Raw genomic sequence first — 24,991 nt, 5'->3', positions numbered from 1 at the left:
TTGCACTGGCCGCCTCGCCTACGCTTCTCGACACGTCTGCCGGATGGGCCGGCTCGCGAATGGCGCGCATTGTAGCCGCAAGGTTGGCGGGGGTCATCTGACCAAAGGTCGCCCCCTTGGCAAGGGCTAGCCTCAACCGAAGCTGCGGGCCGAGCGCCTTATCAGCAAAATCACCGGCAACAGGCCGACCAGCACCAGCGTCAGCGCCGGCAACGAGGCGCGCGCCCATTCGCCTTCGCTGGTCATCTCGAACACGCGTACCGACAACGTATCCCAGCCGAACGGGCGCATCAGCAAGGTCGCCGGCATTTCCTTGAGCACATCGACGAAGACCAGCAACGCAGCCGACAGGGTGCCCGGCAACAGCAGTGGCAGGTAGACCTTGAAGAACAGGCCAACGCCGCCAACCCCGAGACTGCGCGAGGCTTCCGGCAGCGATGGGCGAATCCGCGCCAAGCTGGTTTCCAGCGGCCCGAATGCCACGGCCATGAAGCGGATCAGATAGGCCACCAGCAGCGCCGTGAGGCTCCCCATCAGCAGCGGCTTGCCGGCTCCACCCAGTGCCGTGGACAGCGGAATCACCAGCTCGCGATCAAGGAAACTGAAGGCCAACATGATCGCCACCGCCAGCACAGACCCCGGCAGGGCATAACCGAGGTTGCCCAACGCCACGCCGAAACGCACGCCGCGATTCGGCGCCTGACGCCGGGCAAAGGCCAGCAGCATGGCCACGCTCACCGTGATCAGTGCCGCCATGCCGCCCAGGTACAGGGTATGCAGGATCAGCCCGGCATAGCGCTCGTCGAGGTCGAAGCGGCCGCGCTGCCAGAACCACGCCAGCAGTTGTAGCAGCGGGATGACGAAGGCACAGGCGAATACCAGGCCACACCAGGCGCTGGCTGCGAAGGCCTTCCAGCCATGCAGGTGATACAGCGCCTGGCCACGGGGCCGCTCGCTGGCCGGCCGCGCCGCACCACGGGCACGACGCTCGCCGTAGAGCACCAACGCCACGGCCAGCAGCAGCAGGCTGGCCAGTTGGGTGGCACTGGTCAGGCTGTAGAAGCTGTACCAGGTCTTGTAGATCGCCGTGGTAAAGGTGTCGAAGTTGAACACCGACACCGCGCCGAAATCCGCCAGAGTCTCCATGATTGCAAGGGCCAGACCAGCACCGATGGCCGGGCGCGCCATTGGCAGCGCCACCCGCCAGAACGCCTGCCAGGGGCTTTGCCCGAGCACCCGGGCCGCCTCCATCAAGCCCTTGCCCTGAGCCAGGAAGGCGCCACGAGCGAGCAGATAGACGTAGGGATAGAACACCAGCACCAACACGATGATCACCCCGCCGGTCGAGCGCACGCGCGGCAGGCGCAAGCCACTGCCGAACCATTCGCGCAGCAGCGTCTGCACCGGGCCGGCGAAATCCAGCAGGCCAACGAAAACGAATGCCAGCACGTAGGCGGGAATGGCGAAAGGCAGCATCAGCGCCCAGTCCAGCCAGCGCCGGCCGGGAAACTCACAGAGGCTGGTGAGCCAGGCCAGGCTCACGCCCAGCAGCGTCACCCCTACGCCGACACCGATCACCAGCGTCAGCGTATTACCGATCAGCCGTGCCATCTGCGTCTGCCACAGGTGCGCCCAGATCTGCTGATCCACGTCGTGCCAGCTCAGCAGCAGCACCGACAGCGGCATCAACACCAGAACGGCGACGGCAAGGACGATGGGGTACCAGCGACGCTGGACGGGATGCGGCACGCGGACTCCTCGACTACGGAAATGACGACGCCCCGGCTAGGCGGGGCGTCGCAGTATAACGGCAGCGCTGGGCTAGTCGATGATCGTTACGCGCTTACTGCCAGCCAGCGCGGTCCATCAGCATGGTCGCTTCGGCCTGGCGCTTGCCAGATACTTCGGTGGCCACGGTATCGGCCTTGAAAGTGCCCCAGGAAGCCACCTCGGCAGACGGTTTCACCGCCGGGTTGGCCGGGTACTCCTGGTTAACACCGGCGAAGATGCTCTGTGCTTCTGCGGTGGTCATCCACTCCAGCAGCTTCTTGGCCTGTTCGGCATGCGGTGCATGCTTGGTCACACCGGCACCGGCCAGGTTGACGTGCACGCCACGGTCGTTCTGGTTCGGCCAGAACGGCTTGACCTTCAGATCCGGCTGCTGTTTGTGCAGACGGCCATAGTAGTAGGTGTTGGTGATGCCCACGTCGCACTGACCGGCGTCGATGGCTTGCAACAGCGCGGTGTCATCCGGGAACACGTCGGTAGCCAGGTTGTTGACCCAACCCTTAACGATTTCTTCGGTCTTCTCGGCGCCATGGGCTTCGATCAGGGTGGCGGTCAGCGACTGGTTGTAGACCTTCTTGCTGGTGCGCAGGCACAGGCGGCCTTCCCAGTTCTTGTCTGCCAACGCTTCGTAGGTGGACAACTCTTCCGGCTTGACGCGCTCGGTGGAGTAGAAAATGGTCCGTGCACGCAGCGACAGGCCGGTCCAGCTGTCGGTGCTGGAGCGGTACTGGGCGGGTATGTTGGCGTCGATCACATCGGACTTGGTTGGCTGCAGCACGCCTTCCTGCTCGGCCTGCCAGAGGTTGCCAGCGTCGACGGTGATCAGCAGGTCAGCCGGGGTGTTGGCACCTTCGGCCTTGAGACGGGCGATCAGCGGGGCTTCCTTGTCGGTGATGAACTTCACCTTGACCCCGGTCTTCTCGGTGTAGAGATCGAATACCGGCTTGATCAGCTCGTCGATACGGGCGGAGTAGACCACCACCTCATCAGCAGCCTGAACGGCGGTTGCCAGGGAGCTGAGAGTGAATGCAGCGAGAAGCGCGTTGCGAGCTTTCATGGGACCAGCCTCTTGTGGGTGAGCAAAGTGGCTGAATAGTAGTGAATGTTATTTGCCTTCTCAACGTAAACAGCGAGACGACACGCAGCAGTTATTACAAGTTGCGTCGTATCAGACTCGCGCCAACTCCGGCAGATCGCCCGATACCCCCAGCGCCTGACGCACGAACAGCGCCTTGGCCTCGGCCTGGCCATCGACCAGGTCGAGGCCGAAATTGCGTAGCAGGCGCAGCGGCAGCGGGTCGGCCTGGAACAGACGCTGGAATCCCTCCATCGCCGCCATCATCGCCAGGTTATGCGGCATGCGCCGGCGCTCGTAGCGGCTCAGCACCCGCTCATCACTGAGGCGCTCGCCGCGCTCGGCGGCATGCAGCAGCACCTCGGCCAGCACCGCCGCATCGAGGAAGCCCAGATTGACCCCCTGCCCGGCCAGCGGATGAATGCTGTGCGCGGCATCGCCGGTCAGCGCCAGCCCCGGCTCGACATAGCGCTTGGCATGGCGCTGACGCAGTGGAATGCACAGACGGCGGTCGGCATGTAGCACCTGGCCCAGGCGATGCTCGAAGGCCTTGCCCAGCTCGACACAGAAGGCGGCATCATCCAGCGCCATCAGGCGCTCAGCCTCAGCCGGTACGGTCGACCAGACGATCGAGCACCAGTGCTCGTCAGCCGGCCCGGCCAAGGGCAGGAAGGCCAGCGGGCCGTCGTCAGTGAAGCGCTGCCAGGCGGTGGCCTGGTGTGGCTGCTCGCAGCGCACGCTGGTGACGATCGCGTGGTGCAGGTAATCCCATTCGCGCGTGGCGCAACCAGCCAGGCGACGCACTGCCGAGTTGGCGCCATCGGCTGCCACCAGCAGCGGCGCACGCAGTTGACGGCCATCGGTGAGAGTCAGCAGCCAGTCATCGCCGGAGCGGCGCAATTGCTCCAGACGCGCACCGGGCAACAGACCGATCTGGCTGTCGTGCAGCCTTTCGAGCAGGGCATCCTGCACCACGCGGTTCTCGACGATATGGCCCAGCGTCTCGGCATGCACGCTGGCGGCGGCGAAGTGGATGCTGCCAGTGCCGGAACCGTCCCACACACGCATCTCGCCATAGGGGCAGGCACGCCGCGCGGCAATGCCAGGCCAAACGCCCAGACGTTCGAGAATGCGCTGGCTGGCCATCGACAATGCGCTGACACGCGGCTCGAACGGCGCCTGCGCAGCGAATGGCGCCACGCTCAGCGGGCTGCCGTCGACGATCAGGATGTCCAGGCCGCAGTGCTCCAGCGCCAGGGCCAGGGTGCTGCCGACCATTCCGGCGCCGACGATGATCAGATCCGCTCGCATATTCATTCCTTGGCTGTCAGAGGCTTCGCGTACCCATGCCCATGGCCTGCCGGGCGAACCAGCGCTTGGCCGGTGGCAGCAGATCGAGGCCGAGCAAACCCAGATTGCGCCCGGCGGTCAGCAGCGGCTGCGCATTACTGAACAGACGCGTCACCTGGTCGGAGAAGCCGACCGTCATGCGCTGATCGAGTTGCTGCCGTTGCTGGTAACGCTGCAGGGTGACGAAGTCGCCCAGCGGTGCCTCGCTGTCGATCAGCACCTCGGCCAGCGCCAGGGTATCGCGCAGCGACAGGTTGTAGCCCTGGCCGGCGATGGGGTGCAGGCTGTGCGCGGCGTTGCCCAGCACCACCAGATGCGCACGCACCTGCTCCTGCGCCTCGACCAGGCTCAGCGGATAGAGATGCCGCGCGCCCACCTGGCACAAGGCACCCAGGCGATAGCCGAAGGCCTCTTGCAACTCAGCCAGGAAGCTTGCCTCGCTGGCCTGTAGCAGGCGCTCGGCGTCGGCGGCGGCACGCGTCCAGACCAGTGCGCAGCGGTTGTCGGTCAAGGGCAGCATGGCCATCGGGCCATCATCGGTGAAACGCTCGAAAGCCTGGCCACGATGCGCCTCCAGCGGGCTGACGTTGGCGATCAGCGCACTCTGCCCATACGGCTTGCTGCTGATATTGATGCCGAGCTGCTCACGCAGGCCGGAACGCCCGCCGTCGGCGAGAATGGCCAGGTCACAATCCAGGCTGCTTTCGTCGCTCAGGCTCAGGCGATAGCCGTCGTCGACACGCTGCATGCCGACCACCTCGGCCGGGCAACGCCATTCGATCACATCCACATCCAGCGCCTGCCAAAGGCAATGGCCGATCCAGGCGTTTTCCACCACGTAGCCGAGCGCCGGCACGCCTTCCTCGATGGCCTGCAGACGCGTGGCGCCGAAACGGCCGCGATCGGATACATGAATCTGCTGAATCGGCTCGGCGCGTTGGGCGATGCTCTGCCACAGGCCGAGGCGCTCATAGATCAGCCGACTGCCGTAGGACAGCGCGGTGGAGCGAGCATCGTAGCTGGGCTGGTACTCGCTGCCCGGGGCGAAGGGCTCGATCAGGGCGATGCGCCAGCCGCGCTGGCGCGCTGTGTCCTGCAGGGCCAGTGCCAGGCTGGCGCCAACCAGACCGCCACCGATGATCGCCAGGTTCACACGGGCCATGGACTCAGGCCGCCTCGGTGCGTGCGGCAGCCATCAAGGCCTCGATCTCGGCGACGGTCTTGGGCACGCCGCCGGTGAGAATCTCGCAGCCCTTCCTGGTCACCACCACGTCATCTTCGATGCGCACACCAATGCCGCGCCATTTCTTGGCGACCTTGTCGTTGTCGGGAGCGATATAGATGCCCGGCTCGACGGTCATCGCCATGCCCGGCTCCAGCACTCGCCACTGGCCGCCAACCTTGTAGTCGCCGACATCGTGCACGTCCATGCCCAGCCAGTGGCCGGCACGGTGCATATAGAAAGGTTTGTAGGCCTCACTGGCGATCAGCTCGTCGACATCGCCTTCGAGCAGGCCCAGCTCGACCAGACCGGCAGTGATCACCCGCACGGTGGCTTCATGGGCCTCGTTCCAGTGCTTGCCCGGGGCGATTTCCTTGAAGGCGGCTTCCTGCGAGGCCAGCACCAGCTCGTAGATGGCCTTCTGCTCGGGGGAGAACCGGCCGCTAACCGGGAAGGTACGGGTGATGTCGCTGGCGTAGCAATCGATCTCGCAGCCGGCGTCGATCAGCACCAGGTCGCCGTCCTTGAGCGGTGCATCGTTCTCGCGGTAGTGCAGGATGCAGGCGTTTTTGCCGGCGGCGACGATGCTGCCGTAGGCCGGCATCTTCGCCCCGCCCTTGCGAAATTCGTAATCCAGCTCGGCTTCCAGGTGGTATTCGTACAGACCGGCGCGGCTGGCCTGCATCGCGCGCACGTGCGCACGCGCACTGATCTCGGCGGCCTCCTTCATCACCTTGACCTCGGCAGCCGACTTGTACAGGCGCATGTCGTGCAACAGGTGATTGAGGGCGACGAACTCGTTCGGCGGCGTGGCGCCCTGACGGGCCTTGGCGCGGATGTGGTTGACCCACTCCATCAGCCGATGATCGAACTCCTGGTTGCAACCGATGGCGTAGTAGACGCGCTCGCGGCCTTCGATCAGCCCCGGCAGGATGTCGTCGATATCGCCGATGGGGAAGGCGTCATCGGCGCCGAATGTACTGATCGCACCGTCCTGGCCGGCGCGCAGGCCGTCCCACAATTCGCGCTCCGGGTCACGCTCGCGGCAGAACAGTACATATTCGCCATGCTCGCGCCCGGGAATCAGCGCCATCACCGCCTCCGGCTCGGGGAAACCGGTGAGGTACTGAAAGTCGCTGTCCTGGCGGTAGACGTGCTCGACGTCACGATTACGGATATACACCGGCGCCGCCGGCAGGATGGCGATGCTGTTGGGTTCCATCTGCGCCATCAGCGCCTTGCGCCGACGGGCATATTCGGACTTGGGAATGCTGATCACGGCAGGCTCCGGCAAAAAATCAGTGCAGGGAGGGTTTGGCGGCAGGCACGGCGGGCTTGGCGCATTCGGTGAACAGCAGCAGCGGCGCCACCCGCAGGTACTCCATGACCTCCATGTAGTCGCTCTCGCCATCTTCGGACTCTTCCAGGGCACTCTGCACCTGGGCGATGGCGGAGAGATCCTGCAACACTTCCATGGCCTCGGCGCTCAGCGCACCGTCGCGGGCGGTCAAGCCGAAACCGGCGAGAAAGCCCTGGCACCATTGCCCCAGCGCGACCGCGCGCTGCGTCAGCGGGGCTTCGTCATCGGGCAACAGCAGCACCACGGTGATGTCCTCGCTGCACAATTCGCCCTTGACCATCTCCTGCAGGCCGATCAGCGCCTGGCGCACGTTGTCCTGCGGCTCGCCGCCGAGCAGATCAGCCGCGTCGAGCAGCCAGGCGTCGGCGTCGAAGCCGGCGCCCGCGCAACTGCGACCCAGCAACAGGCCGTGCAGTTCGGCAGGGGAAACGGGATGCCCGGCGCTGCTGAGCAGAGCGGCGAAGGCGGCGTAGGGAGAGCTTGGAATCGACATAGATAGCTAGGCGCCAGGCGGCGCAATCTCTAGAATGGAGGCCTCGTATCCTAGCACCGGCAGACGCGCCAAGACCATCCGAGGCGCCGGAGTGATGCCGTCATCAGCATCACATCACTGCCAACCGTGGTTTGACCCGCAACGGGCGCATCTAAAAACGTAGGCGAGGTAGTCAGCACAAGGCAAAAACAAGCGAAAAACGGTCGGAGTCGCGCTCGACTTTACGAGTTGCAATTAACATTTTGAGCTTGTTTTTAACGCAGTGATGACAACGCAGGTAGTTTTTAGAGGTGCCCTGAACGGGACAGGCCTATATAGTCCAGCCATTCCCTCCCATAGCGAGAGCCCATGGAAGACGCCGATTTGCACGCATTGACCGCCAAGCTGGAGCTGCTGATCCAGCGTGTCGAGCAGCTAAAGGCTCACAACCGACTCCTGCTGGCGAATGAACAGGCCTGGCGCGAGGAACGCGCTCATCTGATCGAAAAGAACGAATTGGCCCGGCACAAGGTCGAATCGATGATTTCGCGCCTCAAAGCCCTGGAGCAGGACTCATGACCCAGTCGAACACCGTGACCGTCCACATTCTGGACAAAGAATATTGCATCGCCTGCCCGCAGGATGAACGCGCCAACCTGGAAAGCGCTGCCCGCTACCTGGACGGCAAGATGCGTGAAATCCGCACCAGCGGCAAGGTGATTGGCGCCGACCGCGTGGCGGTGATGGCCGCTCTGAACATCACCCATGACCTGCTGCACAAGCAGCAGCGCCTGGATCAGGACGCCAGCTCCACCCGCCAGCAGGTACGCGATCTGCTCGATCGTGTCGACCATGCGCTGGCCGACGACCCGACGCCCTGAGCACCTCCATGCCTGCCGGTTCGTCGCAGGCCGCCCCGCACACCCTCTGTTCGGGTATACTAAGCCCAACTTCCTGGGGTGTGCGCCAGTCGGTGATGTCCCTGAGCCGATACGCACAACCACGGGGGTTGCATGTTGGGGCCGGTGTGCATGTCCGCCTGACGGAAAGCCTTAACGCCTCCTGCAACCTCCACCTTGAACTTTCGGGTTCAAGGGCTAAACCGACAGCGGCACGCCGGGAAGTCATCATTTCCTGCAGCGCGTTTCAGCACTGCTATCTGCCTCAGCACAACCTCACCTCATGACCACGTCCAGCACTCCCAGTCGCCCGCAACTGCGCCGCGTACTGCGCCAGCGCCGTCGTGCGCTCAGCCGTAGCCAGCAACGTCTTGCTGCACGCAACCTGTATCGGCAACTGGCACAAAGCCCGCAGTTTCGTCGCGCCCGGCACATCGCCCTGTACCTGCCCAACGATGGTGAAATCGATCCGCGGCCACTGCTCGCCGCTGCGCAGAAACGCGGCAAGCACATCTACCTGCCGGTGCTCAGCGCCTGGCCGCGCACCAAGATGGTCTTCCAGCGCGTCAGCCGGCACGAGAAACTGGCAGGTAATCGTTTTCGCATCCTCGAACCACGCCCGCAGCCAAAGCGCCAACGCAAGGTCTGGGCCCTGGATCTGGTGCTGCTGCCGCTGGTGGGCTTCGATGATCGTGGCGGGCGCCTGGGCATGGGAGGTGGTTTCTACGACCGCAGCCTGGCCTATCTGCACAGACGCAAAAATTGGCACATGCCGACACTACTGGGCCTGGCGCACGAATGTCAGCGCGTGGACGAACTGGCGATGGCCAGCTGGGACGTGCCCTTGCAGGCAACGGTGACGGACAAGGCGTGGTATTGAGGTGAACCCTGCGGCACCGCACTCCCTGCGGTGCTCACGCGGGCAAGCGGAGTGTCAGGGCTGCTGCGTGATATTGGCTGGAGCGTCGCCCTGGCGTTCCCAGAGACTCTGGGTGTAACCCGTGGTAACCACACCCAGGCTGAACAGTACGACGAGAACCCACAGAAGATCTGGCTTGCGTTTCATCTATTGCCTCCCCCTTCAAGGCAATGCGCACGTTGGTCGCGCGTTATTGTTGTGTGCAATAAGGCGGCGCTAGGTGTTTAGCCGGGCATTTTCCGCCAGTCCCGAACGCAGTGCAATTTCCGGCGTCAACCGACCGTCGGAGACTTTCACTCAAACAAGCGTCCGCTTACGGACAGACCTGCAGGAGCAAAGTTCATGCCTCATTGGCTGATGAAATCCGAACCCGACGAACTGTCGATTCTCGACCTGCAACGCCTGGGCAAAACGCGCTGGGATGGCGTACGTAATTACCAGGCGCGCAACTTCATGCGCGCGATGCGGGCAGGCGACCTGTTCTTCTTCTATCACTCCAGTTGCCCGCAGCCGGGCATCGCCGGCATTGCACGCATTGCCGGCGAGATCTACCCGGACCCGACCGCGCTCGACCCAGACAGCCATTATCACGACCCCAAGGCCAGTATCGAGAAGAACCCCTGGAGCGCCCTGGACGTCGAATTCGTCGAAGCCTTCGACAAGGTTCTGCCCCTGCAGCAGCTGAAGAACAACCCGCTACTGGCCGAACTGGCGCTGGTACAGCGCGGCAGCCGCCTGTCCGTGATGCCGGTCAGCGATGACCAGTGGGCGGCCATTCTCGCCATGCGTTGAGTCAACTGCGGCACTGTGCTATCACCCTACAGAGCCTCAGGAGTTATCCATGCCGGCATCCTCCGTCTGGCCGGCGCGCCTTGCGCTGGCGTTCCTGTTAGTGGTGCTGAGCAGCGCCAGCGTTCTACTGTGGCGCCAGATCGATGCCGTGCAACAGCAGCGCATCGACGAGCGTATCGGTTATCAGGCACGCAGCCTGGCACGCCAGCTGGAAAGCACCCTGCACTTGGAAGTCGCCAGCCTCGAGCGTATCGCCCGCCTGTGGAACAGTCTGGGTCGCCTGCCACGTGCCAGCTGGGACGAGGAGGTCGAACTGACCCTGCGCGGCTTTCCGGTCTACCAGTCGATCCAGTGGGTCGGCGCCGACCTGCACATGCGCTGGCTGCTGCCGGTCGCCGGCAACGAAGCGGCGCTGAATTTCACGCTGGCCCCCGAACACCCGAATTATCCGCTGGCCATGGAAGCCCGTGACAGCGGTGAGCAGCGCTTCTCCGGCAGTTTCGAACTGGTGCAGGGCGGACGCGGCTTCGTCCTTTACACCCCCCTGTACCGGATGCAGGAAGGCACGCGAGTGTTCGACGGCTTCCTCCAGGGCGTATTTCGCGTCGAGCCGCTGATGCTGCAGTTGCTCACCCAGATCGACCGCGAAGCCTTCAATCTCGAGCTGCTGGAGCATGACAAGAGCCTGTACCGACATGGCACGGCGGATAGCGATGCACCGCACAGCCTGCAACTGGGTCTGAGTCTGCTCAACAACCAGAGCTTCAGCCTGCGCCTGAGCCCCACCGAGCAATTGCTCGACCAGCTCGAGTCGCCACTCCCCGGCGTGGTGCTCGGCGCCAGCCTGGCCATCAGCCTGCTGCTGGTCGCGGCCCTGGCCCTGGCCCTGGAGAACAGCCGCCGCGCCCGGGCCCTGCAACTGGCCAATCGACGTTTCCGCGAGGAAGCCGAACGCCGTGAAGAAACCGAACAGCGCCTGCGCGAGAACCGTGAACGTCTGCAGCTGGTGCTCGACCTGACCGACTCCAGCCATGACGGACTGTTCATCTTCGACAGCGACAGCCGCGAGCTGCTGCACATGAACCAGGCCACCTACGCCACGCTCGGCTACCGCCCCGAGCAGTTCGCCGAATTGCTGCGCGATGCCCCGGACAAGCTCATGCCGGGCTTTCATCGCTGGCTGGAACAGGCGCGCCAGGCACAGCGCGACAACCTGTCGCGGATCTTCCAGCGCGAACTGATTCGCCGCGACGGCAGCCGGCAGCCGGCCGAAATCAACACCCAACTGGTGCAACTGCATGATCACGAATACCTGATCGCGGTTTCCCGCGACAACAGCGAGCGCCTGCAACTGGAAGCGCAATTGCAGCGTCTGTCACAGCTCGACGGCCTGACCGGCCTGTACAACCGTCGCTACTTCGATCAGCAATTGCTGACTGAATGGCGCCGCCTGCGTCGCCTCGCGGCACCCTTGGCACTGCTGATGCTGGATATCGACTACTTCAAGCCCTACAACGATGCCCTCGGCCACCTCGCCGGTGACGATGTCCTGCGCAAAGTCAGCGCAGCCCTGCGCGAAAGCCTGCAGCGCGAAGGCGACACCGCCTGCCGTTACGGCGGCGAGGAGTTCGCCATCATCCTCGCCAACACCCATCAGGAGGGTGCCGAGCAGGTCGCCGCACGCATCCATGCGGCGGTTGCCAGCCTGGATATCAAGCACCCAAGCAGCCCGCTGGGGCGTTTGACCCTGAGTATCGGCATCACCGTAGTGGATCCGGTGATTAACGAACAGCCAGGCGAATTGCTCGCCCAGGGCGATCAGGCGCTGTACCTTGCCAAACATGAAGGGCGTAACCGCACCTGCCTGTGGCAGCCGCCCGTGCTTGACCTGCATCAAGCCACCTGAGGCCCATTCGGCAGACAATCGACAGGTCGTGAAAACCCCGCAACCGGGGTTCAACAGGGAAGCCGAAATGATCAACATCACATCTCGCCAGGCCGTTCTGCTCGCTGCCGCCGTCGCCCTACTGGCTGCCACAGCCTGGTGGCAGCTGCGCCCGAACGGCCTGGGCGAGGGCTTCGCCAGCGGCAACGGACGCATCGAAGCCACCGAAGTGGATGTGGCCACCAAGCTGGCCGGGCGCGTTGCCAACATCGAGGTCGACGAAGGGGACTTCGTCGAGCCAGGCCAGGTTCTCGCGCGCATGGACACTCAGGTGCTCGAGGCCCAACTGGCGCAGGCCCGCGCCCAATTGCGCCAGGCCGAGAATGGCCAGACCACCGCCGCCAGCCAGATCAGCCTGCGCCAAAGCGAGAAGCTGGCTGCCGAAGCCGTGGTGCGCCAGCGCCAGGCCGAGCTGGATGCCGCACGCAAACGTCACGCGCGCAGCGCCACCCTGGTCAAGCGCAACGCCCTGGCGCAGCAGACGCTGGATGACGATCTGGCCCGCCTGCAAAGCGCCGAAGCCGCGCTGGCCGCCGCGCGCGCCCAGGTCAGCTCGGCCGAGGCCGGTATCGCCGCCGCGCAATCGCAGGCCATCGAAGCGCAATCAGCGACCGAGGCCGCCCGCGCCAGCGTCGAGCGCCTGCAGGTGGACATCGATGACAGCCTGCTCAAGGCGCCTCGCGCCGGTCGCGTGCAATACCGCGTGACCCAACCCGGTGAAGTGCTCGGTGCCGGCGGCAAGCTGCTCAACCTGGTGGATCTCACCGACGTCTACATGACCTTCTTCCTGCCCGAACGCCAGGCCGGTCGCGTCGCCCTCGGCAGCGAGGTACGCCTGGTGATCGATGCCGTACCGCAGTACGTGATTCCGGCCAGGGTCAGCTATGTCGCCAGCGTCGCCCAGTTCACCCCGAAGAGCGTGGAAACCGCCAACGAGCGCGAGAAACTGATGTTCCGGGTCAAGGCGCGCCTCGATCCCGAGTTGCTGAGCAGGCACCTGCAGCAGGTCAAGACCGGCGTACCGGGCATGGCCTACCTGCGCCTCGACCCTGACGCCAAGTGGCCCGCGCATCTGGCGATCAAGGTTCCGCAATGAACGCGCCGGTCGCACGCCTGAGCGGCGTCGGCCTGCGCTACGGCCAGACCCACGCGCTGCAACAGGTTGAGCTGGCACTGCCGGCCCGCTGCATGGTCGGCCTGATCGGCCCCGATGGCGTCGGCAAGTCCAGTCTGCTGGCGCTGATCGCCGGGGCGCGGAAGATTCAGGACGGCCGCGTCGAAGTGCTCGACGGCGACATGGCCGATGCCCGTCATCGGCGCAATGTCTGCCCGCATATCGCCTACATGCCGCAGGGTCTGGGCAAGAACCTCTACCCGACGCTGTCGGTGTTCGAGAACCTGGATTTCTTCGGCCGCCTGTTCGGTCAGGACGCTGCCGAGCGCGAGCGGCGCATCGACGACCTGCTGCGCAGCACCGGTATGTCGGCCTTCCGCGAGCGTCCAGCGGGCAAGCTGTCAGGCGGCATGAAGCAGAAGCTGGGGCTGTGCTGCGCGCTGATCCACGACCCCGACCTGCTGATCCTCGACGAGCCAACCACCGGCGTCGACCCGCTGTCGCGCAACCAGTTCTGGGAACTGATCGCGCGCATCCGCGCACAGCGTCCGCAGATGAGCGTGCTGGTGGCCACGGCCTATATGGAGGAAGCCGAACGCTTCGACCACCTGGTAGCGATGGATGCCGGCCGCGTGCTGGCTGAAGGCAGCCCGGCCGAATTGCGCGAACGCACCAACTGCGCCAGCCTGGAGCAGGCCTTTATCGCGCTGTTGCCCGAAGAGCGTCGGCGTGGCCATCAGCAGGTGCTCATTCCACCCCTGCAAGACAGCCACGAGATCGCCATCGAAGCCAAGGGTCTAACCATGCGCTTCGGTGATTTCGTCGCCGTCGATTCGGTGTCGTTTCGCATCCGCCGGGGCGAAATCTTTGGTTTTCTCGGCTCCAACGGCTGCGGCAAGAGCACCACCATGAAGATGCTTACCGGCCTGTTGCCAGCGTCCGAGGGCGAGGCGCTGCTGTTCGGCCAGGCAGTTGACCCGCGCGACATGGCCACGCGCAAGCGGGTCGGCTACATGTCCCAGGCGTTCTCCCTGTATGGCGAACTGACGGTGCGGCAGAACCTGGTGCTGCACGCGCAACTCTTTCACGTACCCGCCGAGGAGATCGAGCCACGCGTGGCGCAGATGGCCGCACGCTTCGACCTCGGCGAGGTCATGGACATGCTCCCCGAGCGCCTGCCATTGGGCATCCGCCAGCGCCTGTCGCTGGCCGTGGCGGTGATTCACAAGCCGGAAATCCTCATCCTCGACGAGCCCACCTCAGGCGTCGACCCGGTGGCGCGTGACGGTTTCTGGCAACTGATGCTCGACCTGTCGCGCCAGGACGGCGTGACCATCTTCATCTCCACCCACTTCATGAACGAGGCGCAGCGCTGCGACCGCATCTCGCTGATGCACGCCGGCCGCGTGCTCGACAGCGACACGCCGCAAGGCTTGATGGACAAACGCGGCCTGGACAGCCTGGAAGCCACCTTCATCGCCTACCTGCAGGAGGCGGTTGGCGAGCAAGCGGTCAGCGAGGCGCCGCCGCTGGAACAGGCGCCGCCACAACAGCGTCAACGCTTCAGCCTGCGCCGCCTGCTCAGCTATGCCCGCCGCGAAGCGCTGGAGCTGCGCCGCGACCCGATCCGTGGCGGCATGGCGCTGCTCGGCACCGTGCTGCTGCTGTTCATCATCGGCTATGGCATCAGCCTCGACGTCGAAGACCTGACCTTCGCCGTGCTCGATCGCGACCAGACCACCACCAGCCAGGAATACCACCTCAACCTGTCCGGCTCGCGCTACTTCCTGGAGAAGGCGCCGCTCTCCGACTACGACGAGTTGGAACGGCGCCTGCGCAATGGCGATATCAGCCTCGCCGTGGAGATTCCGCCGCACTTCGGTCGCGATCTCAAGCGCGGCGACAATCCGCAGATCGGCATGTGGATCGACGGCGCCATGCCGACCCGCGCCGAAACCATCAAGGGCTACGTCACCGGCCTGCATCAGCACTACCTGGCGGAACTGGCGCGCCGCTCACCCCAGCCACAAACCGCCAGCGCCGCCGAACTGGAAGTGCGCTACCGCTATAACCCCGATGTGGAAAGCCTCAAGGCCATGGTACCGGCAGTGATTCCGCTGCTACTGATGCTGATCCCAGCGATGCTCACGGCGCTGGGCGTGGTGCGCGAGAAGGAGCTGGGCTCGATCATCAATCTCTACGTTACCCCGGTCACCCGCCTGGAATTCCTGCTCGGTAAACAACTGCCCTACATCGCCCTGGGCTTGTTCAACTTCATCCTGCTGATGCTGCTGGCAGTCACGGTGTTCGACATCCCGCTCAAGGGCAACCCGCTGACTCTGCTGGCCGGCGCCCTGCTCTATCTGGCCTGCGCCACCGGACTCGGCCTGCTCATGTCGACCTTCACCAACAGTCAGATCGCCGCCGTGTTCGGCACCGCCATCGTCACCCTGCTGCCGGCCATCCAGTTTTCCGGGCTGATCTACCCGGTGGCCTCGCTGGAAGGCGCGGGCGCGCTGATCGGCCAGCTCTACCCGACCTCGCAGTTTCTGGTGATCAGCCGCGGCATCTTCTCCAAGGCGCTGGAGCTGCAGGACCTGACCGGCTACTTCACCGCTCTGGCGCTGACCATCCCGCTGCTGACGCTGTTCAGCGCTAGCCTGCTGCGCAAACAGGAGGTGTGATGGAACGCCTGGCCAACATTCTGCACCTAGGTATCAAGGAGCTGCGCAGCCTGCAGCATGACCTGGCGCTGGTATTGCTGATCATCTGGGCCTTCAGCATGGGCATCTACTCGGCCGCAACCAGCATGCCGGAGAGCCTGCACAACGCCGCCATCGCCGTGGTCGACGAAGACCAGTCGCAACTCTCCGAACGGCTGATCCAGGCCTTCCAGGCGCCCTACTTCCGTACCCCGCAACGTATCGACCTGAACGAGATGGATCGCGGCATGGATGCCGGGCGCTACACCTTCACCCTGAACATTCCGCCGAACTTCCAGCGCGACGTGCTCGCCGGTCGCAGCCCGGCAATCCAGCTCAACGTCGATGCCACCCAGGTCAGCATGGCCTTCACCGGTGCCGGCTACATCCAGAATATCGGCGCCAGCGAGGTGGCCGAGTTCGTCCGCCGCTACCGGGGCGAGCTGCAGCAGCCAGCCGAACTGGTGGCACGCATAGAGTTCAACCCCAACCTGACGCGCGCCTGGTTCGGCTCGGTGATGGAGGTGATCAACCAGATCACCATGCTGTCGATCATCCTCACCGGCGCGGCGCTGATCCGCGAACGCGAGCACGGCACCGTCGAACACCTGCTGGTGATGCCGGTGACGCCACTGGAAATCATGCTGGCCAAGGTCTGGTCGATGGGGCTGGTGGTGCTCACAGCTGCGGCGCTGTCACTGCTGCTGGTGGTGCAGGGCTGGCTACAGGTGCCGATCGAGGGTTCGATTGTGCTGTTTCTGGCTGGCGCGGCGCTGCACCTGTTCGCCACTACCTCGATGGGCATCTTCTTCGGCACGGTGGCGCGCTCGATGCCGCAATTGGGCCTGCTGATCATCCTGGTGCTGTTGCCGCTGCAGATCCTCTCCGGCGGCACCACGCCGCGCGAAAGCATGCCGGAGCTGGTACAGCAGATCATGCTCGCGGCGCCGACCACCCACTTCGTCGCACTGGCCCAGGCCATTCTCTATCGCGGCGCCGGGCTGAGCATCGTCTGGCCGTACATGCTGGCCATTGCCGGCATCGGCACGCTGTTCTTCATCGCCGCGCTGACGCGTTTTCGCAAGACCCTGGCGCAGATGGCCTGAACACCCCGGAGCCGGCTTTTCATAGGAGCCCCGCCCCGGGGCGAAGCTTTTCCATTGCGCCCCGGTTCACGGCGGGGCGCCGCTCCTACGCATTCACAGCGTCGACGCTTGACTGATTATGCCGCCTTTCACTGAATGATCAGATTGTTGAACAGCAGGTCTTCGACGATGGGCTTGCCCTCTTCATCATTGATCGCGTCCTGCACCTTCTTCAACGCCTCCAGGCGCAGATTCTCACGGCCATCGGGGGCGTTGATGGTCTCGCTGGTCTGCGCCGAGAACAGCATCACCAGTTGGTGGCGGATCAGCGGCTCATGCAGCTTGAGCTTCTCCTCGGCCTCGGTGCCGTTCACCCGCAGCGACACATCGGCCTTGAAGAACTTCAGACGATTGCCCGGATCCGCCAGATTGCCGATCAGCGCCGGGAACAGGTTGTGATACAGCGTTGCCGGCACCTCTTCCTTCTTCTCCGAAGAGGCCAGGGCAGGCAGGCAGATCGACAGGCTCAGCAGCAGGGCGGTCAACAGTTTCACGTTCGGCACTCCATCGGGGATGTGCCTAGCATAGCCATCCGCGCGCATGTACCCAAGCCCGGCGCTTATGCCGACCTATCAGGCATCGGCATGCTCGTTGACCCTCGGCGGGCGCTTTCTACACTGCAAGGCACCCTGCAAGAGGAATGACCTTAATGAAAGCCCTGCTGTGCAAAGCCTTCGGCCCCGCCGACACCCTGGTACTGGAAGACCTGCCAAGCCCCGAACCGAAAAAGAACGAGGTGCTGATCGAGGTGCAGGCCGCCGGGGTCAACTTCCCCGACACGCTGATCATCGAAGGCAAATACCAGTTCAAGCCGCCCTTCCCCTTCGCCCCGGGCGGTGAGGTAGCCGGCGTGGTCAAGGCCGTCGGCGAGAAGGTCAGCCATCTGCGCGCCGGTGATCGGGTGATGGCGCTGACGGGTTGGGGCGGCTTTGCCGAAGAGGTCGCCGTGCCGGCCTACAACGTATTGCCGGTGCCCAAGAGCATGGACCTGACCACCGCTGCTGCTTTCGGCATGACCTACGGCACCTCGATGCATGCCCTCAAGCAACGCGCCAACCTGCAACCGGGTGAAACCCTGCTGGTGCTCGGCGCCTCCGGTGGCGTCGGTCTGGCCGCGGTGGAAATCGGCAAGGCCATGGGCGCCAAGATCATCGCCGCCGCGAGCAGCGCCGAGAAGCTGGAAGTGGCGCGTAACGCCGGCGCGGATGAGCTGATCAACTACAGCGAGCAAAGCCTGAAGGACGAGGTAAAACGCCTCACCGGCGGCCAGGGTGTGGATGTGATCTACGACCCGGTGGGCGGCACACTGTTCGAAGAAGCCTTCCGCAGCATCGGCTGGAACGGCCGTTTCCTGGTGGTGGGTTTCGCCGCCGGCGGCGGTATCCCGGCCCTGCCAGCCAACCTGCCTTTGCTCAAGGGCGCCTCCCTAGTCGGCGTATTCTGGGGCTCCTTCGCCCAGCGCCAGCCGCAGGACAACGCCGCGAACTTCCAGCAACTGTTCGCCTGGCACGCCGAAGGCAAGCTCAAGCCGCTGGTATCGCAGACCTTCCCGCTGGAGCGCGGCGGCGAAGCCATCGCTACCCTCGGCCAGCGCAAGGCAGTGGGCAAGGTGGTAGTAACCGTTCGGTGACGCTGCAGCCAATCCCGATCAGATAAGCTTGCCAAAGCGGTCTTTCGTAGGAGCCCCGCCCCAGGGCGAAGCTTTTCAATCGCGTATCGCCCTGGTTCGCGGCGGGGCGCCGCTCCTACCCACTGGCAGCGTCGACGCTTAACTGACAGACATTAGCTTGTTAATTCAACTTCGTGGCGCGTAGGCGAACACATCGGCGCGCATCTGGTGGGCGTCCATGCCGGCCTCGACCAGTGCGTCGAGCGTGGCATAGACCATCGCTGGTGAACCGCTAGCGTAGACGTGCAAGGCCTTGAGGTCAGGGAAATCCTCGCGCACCGCTTCGTGCAGCAGGCCGCAACGGCCCTGCCAGCCACATTGTTCGCTGACCACCTGATGCAGGCGCAGGTTGTCCAGCTGTTGCCACTCAGCCCAGTGCGGCAGCTCGTAGAAATCTTCGGGGCGACGCGCGCCCCAGTACAGGTGCACCGGATGGGTGAAGCCTGCCGCGCGGCAGTGCTCGATCAGGCTGTGCATCTGGCCCATGCCTGTGCCGGCAGCGATCAGCACCAGCGGGCCATCGGGCAGATCGGCGAGGTGAGTGTCACCGTAGGGCATCTGCACGCGCGCCATGCCGGTTGTGCGCAGCGCCTCCAGCAGATCGATACTGCTGTCTTCACGGGCGAGAATGTGCAATTCCAGTTCGCGTCCGGCATGCGGCGCCGACGCCAGGGAGAATGCCGCCATCTCGCCATCCGGGCGCTGCAGCAGCAGGTACTGCCCGGCGTGATAGCGCGGCGCCTTGCCGGCCGGGGCGCGCAGGCGCACACGGAACACGTCGCCGCCCACGTCCTGGCACTCGACCACCTGGCAACTCAGCTCGCGCACCGGCAGTTCGCCCGGCGCCAGCACGCCATCCCAATGCAGCACGCAGTCTTCCAGCGGTTCGGCGAGGCAGGTGAACAGCTCGCCGTGATCCAGCTCCACACCGTTCTGCCGCACACGGCCTTCCACCAGCAAGGCAGCGCAGATATGGCAATTGCCGTTGCGGCAGCTCTGCGGGCAGTCGTAACCCAGACGACGGGCGCCATCGAGGATACGCTCGCCCGGCTGCAGGGCAAGGGTGATGCCGGAGGGTTGCAGGGTGACGTTCATCAATCGATTCCCAGCTCGCTCCACAGCGCGTCGACGCGCGCCACCACGGCCGGATCCTTCTCGATGGCGCGGCCCCACTCGCGAGTGGTCTCGCCCGGCCACTTGTGGGTAGCGTCCAGGCCCATCTTCGAGCCCAGGCCGGAGATCGGCGAGGCGAAGTCGAGGTAGTCGATCGGCGTGTTGTCGATCATCACCGTGTCGCGTTTGGGGTCCATGCGCGTGGTAATCGCCCAGATCACGTCGTTCCAGTCCCGTGCATTGATATCGTCGTCGGTGACGATCACGAACTTGGTGTACATGAACTGCCTGAGGAACGACCACACACCCAGCATGACGCGCTTGGCGTGGCCTGGGTACTGCTTCTTCATGGTCACCACCGCCATGCGGTAGGAACAGCCTTCCGGCGGCAGGTAGAAGTCGGTGATCTCGGGGAACTGCTTCTGCAGGATGGGCACGAACACTTCGTTCAGCGCCACGCCGAGGATCGCCGGCTCATCCGGCGGGCGGCCGGTGTAGGTACTGTGGTAGATCGGGTCGCGGCGGCGAGTGATGCGCTCGACGGTGAACACCGGGAAGGTGTCGACCTCGTTGTAGTAGCCGGTGTGATCACCATAGGGACCTTCCGGCGCGGTTTCGCCGGGATGGATCACCCCTTCGAGGACGATCTCGGCGCTGGCCGGCACCTGCAGATCACTGCCACGGGCCTTGACCAGCTCAGTGCGATGACCGCGCAGCAAGCCGGCGAAAGCGTATTCGGACAGGGTATCGGGCACGGGCGTCACGGCACCGAGAATGGTCGCCGGGTCGGCGCCAAGCGCAACACAGACGGGGTAGGGTTTGTCCGGGTACTTCTGGCACCAGTCACGAAAATCCAGCGCGCCGCCACGGTGGCTGAGCCAGCGCATGATCACCTTGTTGTGGCCGATCACCTGCTGGCGATAGATACCGAGGTTCTGCCGCTCCTTGTTCGGGCCCTTGGTGATGGTCAGGCCCCAGGTGATCAGCGGCGCCACGTCGCCCGGCCAGCAATGCTGAATAGGCAGTTTGCCGAGGTCGACGTCATCGCCCTCCTCGATCACTTCATGGCAGGGCGCGTCCTTGACCACCTTGGGCGCCATGGAAATGACCTTCTTGAAGATCGGCAGCTTGCTCCAGGCGTCCTTGAGCCCCTTGGGCGGCTCGGGCTCCTTGAGAAAGGCCAGCAGCTTGCCGATCTCGCGCAACTCGGACACCTCTTCGGCGCCCATGCCCAAGGCCACGCGCTTGGGCGTGCCGAACAGGTTGCCGAGCACCGGCACGTCGAAACCGGTGGGCTTTTCGAACAGCAGCGCCGGGCCGCCCTTGCGCAGGGTGCGGTCGCAGATTTCGGTCATTTCCAGAATCGGCGAAACCGGGGTCTGGATGCGCTTGAGTTCGCCGCGCTTTTCCAGTTCACGGATGAAGTCGCGCAGGTCGCGATACTGCATGCAGGAGCCTCGTGTCGGACAGGCCAGAGTCGGCCGCAAAGTTTAGCGCCGAAGTCGGACTTTCAGAAGCGCCAGTGAAAGTGACGGACAGCAAAAGGCCGGGTTTCCCCGGCCTTTTGGCAAGCCACAACGCTTATTTGCGCTTCATCGACAGGAAGAACTCGTCGTTGGTCTTGGTGGCCTTGAGCTTGTCGATGAGGAACTCGATGGCCGCAATCTCATCCATCGGGTGCAGCAGCTTGCGCAGAATCCACATGCGCGACAGCTCTTCTTCGCCAGTCAGCAACTCTTCGCGGCGGGTGCCGGACTTGTTGATGTTGATCGCCGGAAAGGTGCGTTTCTCGGAAACGCGACGGTCGAGGATCAGCTCCATGTTGCCGGTGCCTTTGAATTCCTCGTAGATCACTTCGTCCATCTTCGAGCCGGTTTCCACCAGCGCGGTGGCGATGATGGTCAGCGAGCCGCCTTCTTCGATGTTACGTGCGGCGCCGAAGAAGCGCTTGGGCTTCTCCAGGGCGTGGGCATCGACACCACCGGTCAGCACCTTGCCGGAGCTGGGGATCACGGTGTTGTAGGCACGTGCCAGACGGGTGATGGAGTCGAGCAGGATGACCACATCCTTCTTGTGCTCGACCAGGCGCTTGGCCTTCTCGATCACCATTTCAGCGACCTGCACGTGGCGGGTCGGCGGCTCGTCGAAGGTCGAGGCAACCACTTCGCCGCGCACGGTGCGCTGCATTTCGGTCACTTCTTCCGGGCGCTCGTCGATCAGCAGAACGATCAGGTGGCACTCGGGGTTGTTGCGGGTGATGTTGCTGGCGATGTTCTGCAGCATGATGGTCTTGCCCGCTTTCGGCGGAGCGACGATCAGGCCGCGCTGGCCCTTGCCAATCGGCGCGCAGAGGTCGATCACGCGGCCGGTGATGTCCTCGGTGGAGCCGTTACCGGCTTCCATGGTCAGGCGCTTGTTGGGGAACAGCGGCGTCAGGTTCTCGAACAGGATCTTGTTCTTGGCGTTTTCCGGGCGGTCGAAGTTGATGCTGTCGACCTTGAGCAGGGCGAAGTAACGCTCACCTTCCTTCGGCGGGCGGATCTTGCCGACGATGGTGTCACCGGTACGCAGGTTGAAACGGCGGATCTGGCTGGGCGAGACGTAGATATCGTCCGGGCCGGCCAGGTAGGAAGAGTCGGCAGAGCGGAGGAAGCCGAAACCGTCCTGGAGGATCTCCAGCACGCCGTCACCGGAAATTTCCTCGCCGCCTTTGGCATGCTTTTTCAGCAGGGCGAAGATGATGTCCTGCTTGCGCGAACGGGCCATGTTTTCCAGGCCCATTTGTTCGGCCATGTCCAGCAGTTCGGCAATCGGCTTTTGCTTGAGTTCGGTCAGATTCATAGGAATGACGTGATCATCGAGAGGAGAAGAAAGCTGTTAGCTTGAGAGGCCGCGCCGCAGAGAAGGCGACAGGATCGCGAACGAATTCGTATAGGAATGAATCGGCGACGGCGTGCAGAGAGCTGCATGAAAGATGCAGCGAGGCCGAATTTAACACCGTGAAAAAACAGCGTCTAGCCCTAAAAACGAAAAACCCCGCAAAAAGCAGGGCCTTCCAGAGCGACTTGCCTCAGAGGTGTAGGGTGGGCTTCAGCCCACCAGCACGCCACCTGCGAACAGCTCGGTGGGCTAAAGCCCACCCTACTCTTTAGATGTTGCTGTCGAGGAAGGCTGCCAGCTGCGACTTGGACAGCGCGCCAACCTTGGTCGCTTCGACGTTGCCGTTCTTGAACAGCATCAGGGTCGGGATACCACGCACGCCGTACTTCGGCGGGGTTTCCTGGTTTTCGTCGATGTTCAGTTTGCAGATCTTCAGCTTGCCTTGGTATTCCTTGGCGATCTCGTCGAGCACCGGAGCAATCATTTTGCACGGGCCGCACCACTCAGCCCAGTAGTCGACCAGAACCGGACCTTCAGCCTGGATGACGTCCTGGTCGAAGCTGGCGTCGCTGACGTTGGTGATGAATTCGCTCATGAGGAGTCTCCGTGTATTCGGAAGCAAAAATTTGCCGGGAGGAATTTTTGACGTCGCTTGCGACGGCCCGAAGGGTTACCGCCAAGGATGGCAGGCAACCAAAAAGTGGCGCCATCATAGCCCGGCTTGAGTGACACCGAAAGGCACTGGCGATTGAGCCACTCAATAGTTTCAATCACCCAAGGTGATGAAGGCGATTCCGGTACGCAGCGCTGCCGCGCGAATGTGCTGCTGCATGGCCTTTTGCGCCGGGCCGGCAGCATGCCGGGCCAGCGCCTTGAGAATCTTGCGATGCTCCTGCCAGGTTTCCTGCGCACGCTCCGGGCGGATGAACGGCAGCTTCTGACTTTCCAGGAAAATATCCGCGCTGGACGTCACCAGAGCACACATCGCCTGATTGCCGCTGGCGACAAGAATACGCTGGTGAAATTCGAAATCCAGCCGGTTGGCTTGCTCGAAATCGCCCGCACGCAGCTCGCGGCGCATCTGCTCGACGTTGTCTTCAAGAATGTCCAATTCCTCGGCCGTCATCACCCCGGCCGCCAGACCACAGGCGAAACCCTCCAGGGCGAAGCGCAGCTGAAAGGTATCGGCCGCCGACACCTGCGCAGCGAAGGGCCAGGCGAACGCATGGGCTGCCTCTGCCTTCGCCGCATCCTGAACGAACACGCCCTTGCCGGCCTGCACGCTGACCAGGCCCAGCGCGCTGAGCGATGACAACGCCTCGCGCAGAGAGGCACGACTGATCCCGAGACGCTCAGCCAGATCGCGCTGCGACGGCAGGACGTCGCCGGGGCGATAGCCCTCGTCTTCGATCAGACGGCGGATCGCCTGCAAGGCATATTCGGGTACCGCGCGGGGAGCGGAAGCATTCATCGCTGTTCGGGCCGGTCAGTCCAGTTAGGCCGCCTTTGTAAGGCCAGAACACCACTCCAGGCAAGCGACGCGCCCTCATGGAACACGCCGCAAAGCGAACGCACCAGGATGGACCAGCAATCATGCTGACCGACTGGTCAGCTCCGCCAACTGTTCAGACCAGTAAGACCTTGTTTCAGCTCGCCTGAAGCGATGAAAGCCCTTGTTTCATTGAACTTGGCACAACCGATGCACTGCACGAACCAGGCAAAACGCTTCAGTTTTCGTTCATTCATCGGGAGTTCGACATGCGCACATTTCACCGCACCCTGCTGGGTACCCTGTTCGCCGCCCTGGCCTTCGGCGCCAGCACCGCTCACGCCGATGCACTCGAAGACATCAGCAAGGCTGGCGTACTGAAGGTCGCCGTGCCGCAGGATTTCCCACCGTTCGGTTCGGTCGGCCCGGACATGAAACCGCGTGGCCTGGACATCGATACCGCGCAACTGCTGGCCGACAAGCTGGCGGTGAAGCTGGAGCTGACCCCGGTCAACAGCACCAACCGCATTCCTTTCCTCACCACCGGCAAGGTCGATCTGGTGATTTCCAGCCTCGGCAAGAACCCCGAGCGTGAGGCGGTGATCGACTTTTCGGCGCCCTATGCGCCCTTCTATCTCGGCGTGTTCGGCCCCGAAGACGCCGCCATCGCCAGCCTCGATGACCTGAATGGCAAGACTATCAGCGTCACTCGCGGCTCGATCGAAGACATCGAACTGAGCAACGTCGCCCCGAAAGGCGCCACCATCAAGCGCTTCGAGGACAACAACTCGACCATCGCCGCCTACCTGTCCGGCCAGGTGGAACTGATCGCCAGCGGTAACGTGGTGATGGTGGCCATCTCCGAGCGCAATCCCAAGCGCATCCCGAGCATGAAGCTCAAACTCAAGGACTCACCGGTGTACGTCGGCGTGAACAAGAACCAGAGCGCGCTACTGGACAAGGTCAACGCCATCATCGCCGACGCCAAGACCGATGGCAGCCTCGATGCGCTCAGCCAGAAGTGGCTGAAGCAGCCCATGCCGGCTGACCTCTGAGC

23 protein-coding genes and 1 other RNA gene are annotated in these 24,991 nt (G+C 63.8%); 11 read left to right on the top strand and 13 right to left on the bottom strand.

From position 1 onward, the window contains the following. Window positions 1-132: 132 nt before the first annotated feature. The 6 genes from J7655_RS01960 to J7655_RS01935 all read right to left on the bottom strand — a co-directional run bounded on the left by J7655_RS01960 (window position 133) and on the right by J7655_RS01935 (window position 7,288). Complete coding sequence (locus J7655_RS01960; protein ID WP_230926329.1) at window positions 133-1,749, bottom strand: ABC transporter permease; 1,617 nt, start codon at window positions 1,747-1,749, stop codon at window positions 133-135. 94 nt (window positions 1,750-1,843) lie between these two features. Next, on the bottom strand, window positions 1,844-2,845 hold the full coding sequence (locus tag J7655_RS01955) for an extracellular solute-binding protein (protein WP_230926328.1): 1,002 nt from the start codon (window positions 2,843-2,845) through the stop codon (window positions 1,844-1,846). Between the two features lie 111 nt (window positions 2,846-2,956). Beyond that, a complete protein-coding gene (locus tag J7655_RS01950) occupies window positions 2,957-4,174 on the bottom strand; it encodes a 2-octaprenyl-3-methyl-6-methoxy-1,4-benzoquinol hydroxylase (protein WP_230926327.1) in 1,218 nt (405 codons plus the stop codon). 16 nt (window positions 4,175-4,190) lie between these two features. After that, window positions 4,191-5,375, bottom strand: coding sequence for a 2-octaprenyl-6-methoxyphenyl hydroxylase (gene ubiH, locus J7655_RS01945; RefSeq protein WP_230926326.1), 1,185 nt, complete (start codon window positions 5,373-5,375; stop codon window positions 4,191-4,193). A 4-nt stretch (window positions 5,376-5,379) separates the two neighbouring features. Further along, complete coding sequence (gene pepP, locus J7655_RS01940) at window positions 5,380-6,714, bottom strand: Xaa-Pro aminopeptidase (protein WP_230926325.1); 1,335 nt, start codon at window positions 6,712-6,714, stop codon at window positions 5,380-5,382. Window positions 6,715-6,733: 19 nt separating this feature from the next. Beyond that, entirely contained in the window at window positions 6,734-7,288 is a 555-nt protein-coding gene (locus J7655_RS01935) for a YecA/YgfB family protein (RefSeq protein WP_230926324.1), read from the bottom strand. 348 nt (window positions 7,289-7,636) lie between these two features. On the opposite strand from J7655_RS01935, the gene J7655_RS01930 reads away from it, so the two are divergent. The 4 genes from J7655_RS01930 (at window position 7,637) to J7655_RS01915 (ending at window position 9,046) form a co-directional block, all read left to right on the top strand. Next, window positions 7,637-7,846, top strand: a complete 210-nt coding sequence (locus J7655_RS01930; RefSeq protein WP_074857487.1) for a TIGR02449 family protein — start codon at window positions 7,637-7,639, stop codon at window positions 7,844-7,846. Beyond that, the gene (locus tag J7655_RS01925; protein WP_230926323.1) at window positions 7,843-8,148 is read left to right on the top strand and encodes a cell division protein ZapA; all 306 of its coding nucleotides are present in this window, start codon (window positions 7,843-7,845) and stop codon (window positions 8,146-8,148) included. The genes J7655_RS01930 and J7655_RS01925 overlap by 4 nt, the downstream gene beginning before the upstream one ends. 67 nt (window positions 8,149-8,215) lie before the next feature. Next, a non-coding RNA gene (ssrS, locus tag J7655_RS01920) (6S RNA) lies at window positions 8,216-8,394 on the top strand. Window positions 8,395-8,449: 55 nt separating this feature from the next. Further along, window positions 8,450-9,046 carry a 5-formyltetrahydrofolate cyclo-ligase gene (locus tag J7655_RS01915; RefSeq protein WP_125874205.1) on the top strand — a complete coding sequence of 199 codons (597 nt, stop codon included), beginning with the start codon at window positions 8,450-8,452 and terminating at the stop codon, window positions 9,044-9,046. 54 nt (window positions 9,047-9,100) lie between these two features. On the opposite strand, the gene J7655_RS20770 is transcribed toward J7655_RS01915, so the two are convergent. Further along, a complete protein-coding gene (locus J7655_RS20770; RefSeq protein WP_104728536.1) occupies window positions 9,101-9,232 on the bottom strand; it encodes a hypothetical protein in 132 nt (43 codons plus the stop codon). Window positions 9,233-9,427: 195 nt separating this feature from the next. Between J7655_RS20770 and J7655_RS01910 the strand changes: the two genes are divergently transcribed. The 5 genes from J7655_RS01910 (at window position 9,428) to J7655_RS01890 (ending at window position 16,744) form a co-directional block, all read left to right on the top strand. Beyond that, window positions 9,428-9,877 (top strand): EVE domain-containing protein, encoded by a 450-nt coding sequence (locus tag J7655_RS01910; protein ID WP_230926322.1) that lies wholly within the window; start codon window positions 9,428-9,430, stop codon window positions 9,875-9,877. Window positions 9,878-9,926: 49 nt separating this feature from the next. Beyond that, window positions 9,927-11,783, top strand: a complete 1,857-nt coding sequence (locus J7655_RS01905) for a sensor domain-containing diguanylate cyclase (RefSeq protein WP_230926321.1) — start codon at window positions 9,927-9,929, stop codon at window positions 11,781-11,783. A gap of 67 nt (window positions 11,784-11,850) precedes the next feature. Continuing rightward, window positions 11,851-12,918, top strand: coding sequence for an HlyD family secretion protein (locus tag J7655_RS01900; RefSeq protein WP_179575211.1), 1,068 nt, complete (start codon window positions 11,851-11,853; stop codon window positions 12,916-12,918). After that, window positions 12,915-15,620 (top strand): ribosome-associated ATPase/putative transporter RbbA, encoded by a 2,706-nt coding sequence (rbbA, locus tag J7655_RS01895; protein WP_230926320.1) that lies wholly within the window; start codon window positions 12,915-12,917, stop codon window positions 15,618-15,620. Before J7655_RS01900 ends, rbbA begins: the two co-directional genes overlap by 4 nt. Further along, window positions 15,620-16,744, top strand: coding sequence for an ABC transporter permease (locus J7655_RS01890; protein ID WP_230926319.1), 1,125 nt, complete (start codon window positions 15,620-15,622; stop codon window positions 16,742-16,744). The genes rbbA and J7655_RS01890 overlap by 1 nt, the downstream gene beginning before the upstream one ends. A 128-nt stretch (window positions 16,745-16,872) precedes the next feature. Here J7655_RS01890 and J7655_RS01885 read toward each other — a convergent pair whose 3' ends face one another. Beyond that, complete coding sequence (locus J7655_RS01885) at window positions 16,873-17,277, bottom strand: flagellar basal body-associated FliL family protein (RefSeq protein ID WP_230926318.1); 405 nt, start codon at window positions 17,275-17,277, stop codon at window positions 16,873-16,875. 155 nt (window positions 17,278-17,432) lie between these two features. Here J7655_RS01885 and J7655_RS01880 point away from each other — a divergent pair, with 155 nt between their 5' ends. Further along, complete coding sequence (locus J7655_RS01880) at window positions 17,433-18,413, top strand: NADPH:quinone oxidoreductase family protein (protein WP_230926317.1); 981 nt, start codon at window positions 17,433-17,435, stop codon at window positions 18,411-18,413. Between the two features lie 165 nt (window positions 18,414-18,578). Here the strand turns inward: J7655_RS01880 and J7655_RS01875 are convergent, their stop codons facing one another. From J7655_RS01875 to J7655_RS01855, 5 genes are all read right to left on the bottom strand, one after another. Further along, window positions 18,579-19,547 carry a CDP-6-deoxy-delta-3,4-glucoseen reductase gene (locus J7655_RS01875; protein ID WP_230926316.1) on the bottom strand — a complete coding sequence of 323 codons (969 nt, stop codon included), beginning with the start codon at window positions 19,545-19,547 and terminating at the stop codon, window positions 18,579-18,581. Beyond that, entirely contained in the window at window positions 19,547-21,013 is a 1,467-nt protein-coding gene (ubiD, locus tag J7655_RS01870) for a 4-hydroxy-3-polyprenylbenzoate decarboxylase (RefSeq protein ID WP_230926315.1), read from the bottom strand. The genes J7655_RS01875 and ubiD overlap by 1 nt, the downstream gene beginning before the upstream one ends. A 133-nt stretch (window positions 21,014-21,146) precedes the next feature. After that, window positions 21,147-22,406, bottom strand: coding sequence for a transcription termination factor Rho (gene rho, locus J7655_RS01865; RefSeq protein WP_147810148.1), 1,260 nt, complete (start codon window positions 22,404-22,406; stop codon window positions 21,147-21,149). Between the two features lie 307 nt (window positions 22,407-22,713). Then, complete coding sequence (gene trxA / locus J7655_RS01860) at window positions 22,714-23,040, bottom strand: thioredoxin TrxA (protein ID WP_003458627.1); 327 nt, start codon at window positions 23,038-23,040, stop codon at window positions 22,714-22,716. A gap of 171 nt (window positions 23,041-23,211) precedes the next feature. Further along, complete coding sequence (locus J7655_RS01855) at window positions 23,212-23,916, bottom strand: FadR/GntR family transcriptional regulator (RefSeq protein WP_230926314.1); 705 nt, start codon at window positions 23,914-23,916, stop codon at window positions 23,212-23,214. Window positions 23,917-24,203: 287 nt separating this feature from the next. Between J7655_RS01855 and J7655_RS01850 the strand changes: the two genes are divergently transcribed. Beyond that, the gene (locus tag J7655_RS01850) at window positions 24,204-24,989 is read left to right on the top strand and encodes a transporter substrate-binding domain-containing protein (RefSeq protein ID WP_230926313.1); all 786 of its coding nucleotides are present in this window, start codon (window positions 24,204-24,206) and stop codon (window positions 24,987-24,989) included. Window positions 24,990-24,991 lie beyond the last annotated feature (2 nt).

Source organism: Pseudomonas wenzhouensis, assembly GCF_021029445.1.
Lineage (GTDB): Bacteria > Pseudomonadota > Gammaproteobacteria > Pseudomonadales > Pseudomonadaceae > Aquipseudomonas > Aquipseudomonas wenzhouensis.
This window is presented reverse-complemented; position numbering and strand designations above follow the sequence as displayed.

Bases quoted from the DNA above. Each gene is read 5' to 3' on its own strand.
- J7655_RS01955 (WP_230926328.1), bottom strand. From the start codon at position 2,845: ATGAAAGCTCGCAACGCGCTTCTCGCTGCATTCACTCTCAGCTCCCTG.
- J7655_RS01890 (WP_230926319.1), top strand. From the start codon at position 15,620: ATGGAACGCCTGGCCAACATTCTGCACCTAGGTATCAAGGAGCTGCGC.
- J7655_RS01875 (WP_230926316.1), bottom strand. From the start codon at position 19,547: ATGAACGTCACCCTGCAACCCTCCGGCATCACCCTTGCCCTGCAGCCG.
- J7655_RS01850 (WP_230926313.1), top strand. From the start codon at position 24,204: ATGCGCACATTTCACCGCACCCTGCTGGGTACCCTGTTCGCCGCCCTG.
- J7655_RS01930 (WP_074857487.1), top strand. From the start codon at position 7,637: ATGGAAGACGCCGATTTGCACGCATTGACCGCCAAGCTGGAGCTGCTG.
- J7655_RS01910 (WP_230926322.1), top strand. From the start codon at position 9,428: ATGCCTCATTGGCTGATGAAATCCGAACCCGACGAACTGTCGATTCTC.
- J7655_RS01950 (WP_230926327.1), bottom strand. From the start codon at position 4,174: ATGCGAGCGGATCTGATCATCGTCGGCGCCGGAATGGTCGGCAGCACC.
- J7655_RS01915 (WP_125874205.1), top strand. From the start codon at position 8,450: ATGACCACGTCCAGCACTCCCAGTCGCCCGCAACTGCGCCGCGTACTG.
- J7655_RS01925 (WP_230926323.1), top strand. From the start codon at position 7,843: ATGACCCAGTCGAACACCGTGACCGTCCACATTCTGGACAAAGAATAT.
- rbbA (WP_230926320.1), top strand. From the start codon at position 12,915: ATGAACGCGCCGGTCGCACGCCTGAGCGGCGTCGGCCTGCGCTACGGC.
- ubiD (WP_230926315.1), bottom strand. From the start codon at position 21,013: ATGCAGTATCGCGACCTGCGCGACTTCATCCGTGAACTGGAAAAGCGC.
- J7655_RS01900 (WP_179575211.1), top strand. From the start codon at position 11,851: ATGATCAACATCACATCTCGCCAGGCCGTTCTGCTCGCTGCCGCCGTC.
- J7655_RS01905 (WP_230926321.1), top strand. From the start codon at position 9,927: ATGCCGGCATCCTCCGTCTGGCCGGCGCGCCTTGCGCTGGCGTTCCTG.
- trxA (WP_003458627.1), bottom strand. From the start codon at position 23,040: ATGAGCGAATTCATCACCAACGTCAGCGACGCCAGCTTCGACCAGGAC.
- rho (WP_147810148.1), bottom strand. From the start codon at position 22,406: ATGAATCTGACCGAACTCAAGCAAAAGCCGATTGCCGAACTGCTGGAC.
- ubiH (WP_230926326.1), bottom strand. From the start codon at position 5,375: ATGGCCCGTGTGAACCTGGCGATCATCGGTGGCGGTCTGGTTGGCGCC.
- J7655_RS01855 (WP_230926314.1), bottom strand. From the start codon at position 23,916: ATGAATGCTTCCGCTCCCCGCGCGGTACCCGAATATGCCTTGCAGGCG.
- J7655_RS01880 (WP_230926317.1), top strand. From the start codon at position 17,433: ATGAAAGCCCTGCTGTGCAAAGCCTTCGGCCCCGCCGACACCCTGGTA.
- J7655_RS01935 (WP_230926324.1), bottom strand. From the start codon at position 7,288: ATGTCGATTCCAAGCTCTCCCTACGCCGCCTTCGCCGCTCTGCTCAGC.
- J7655_RS20770 (WP_104728536.1), bottom strand. From the start codon at position 9,232: ATGAAACGCAAGCCAGATCTTCTGTGGGTTCTCGTCGTACTGTTCAGC.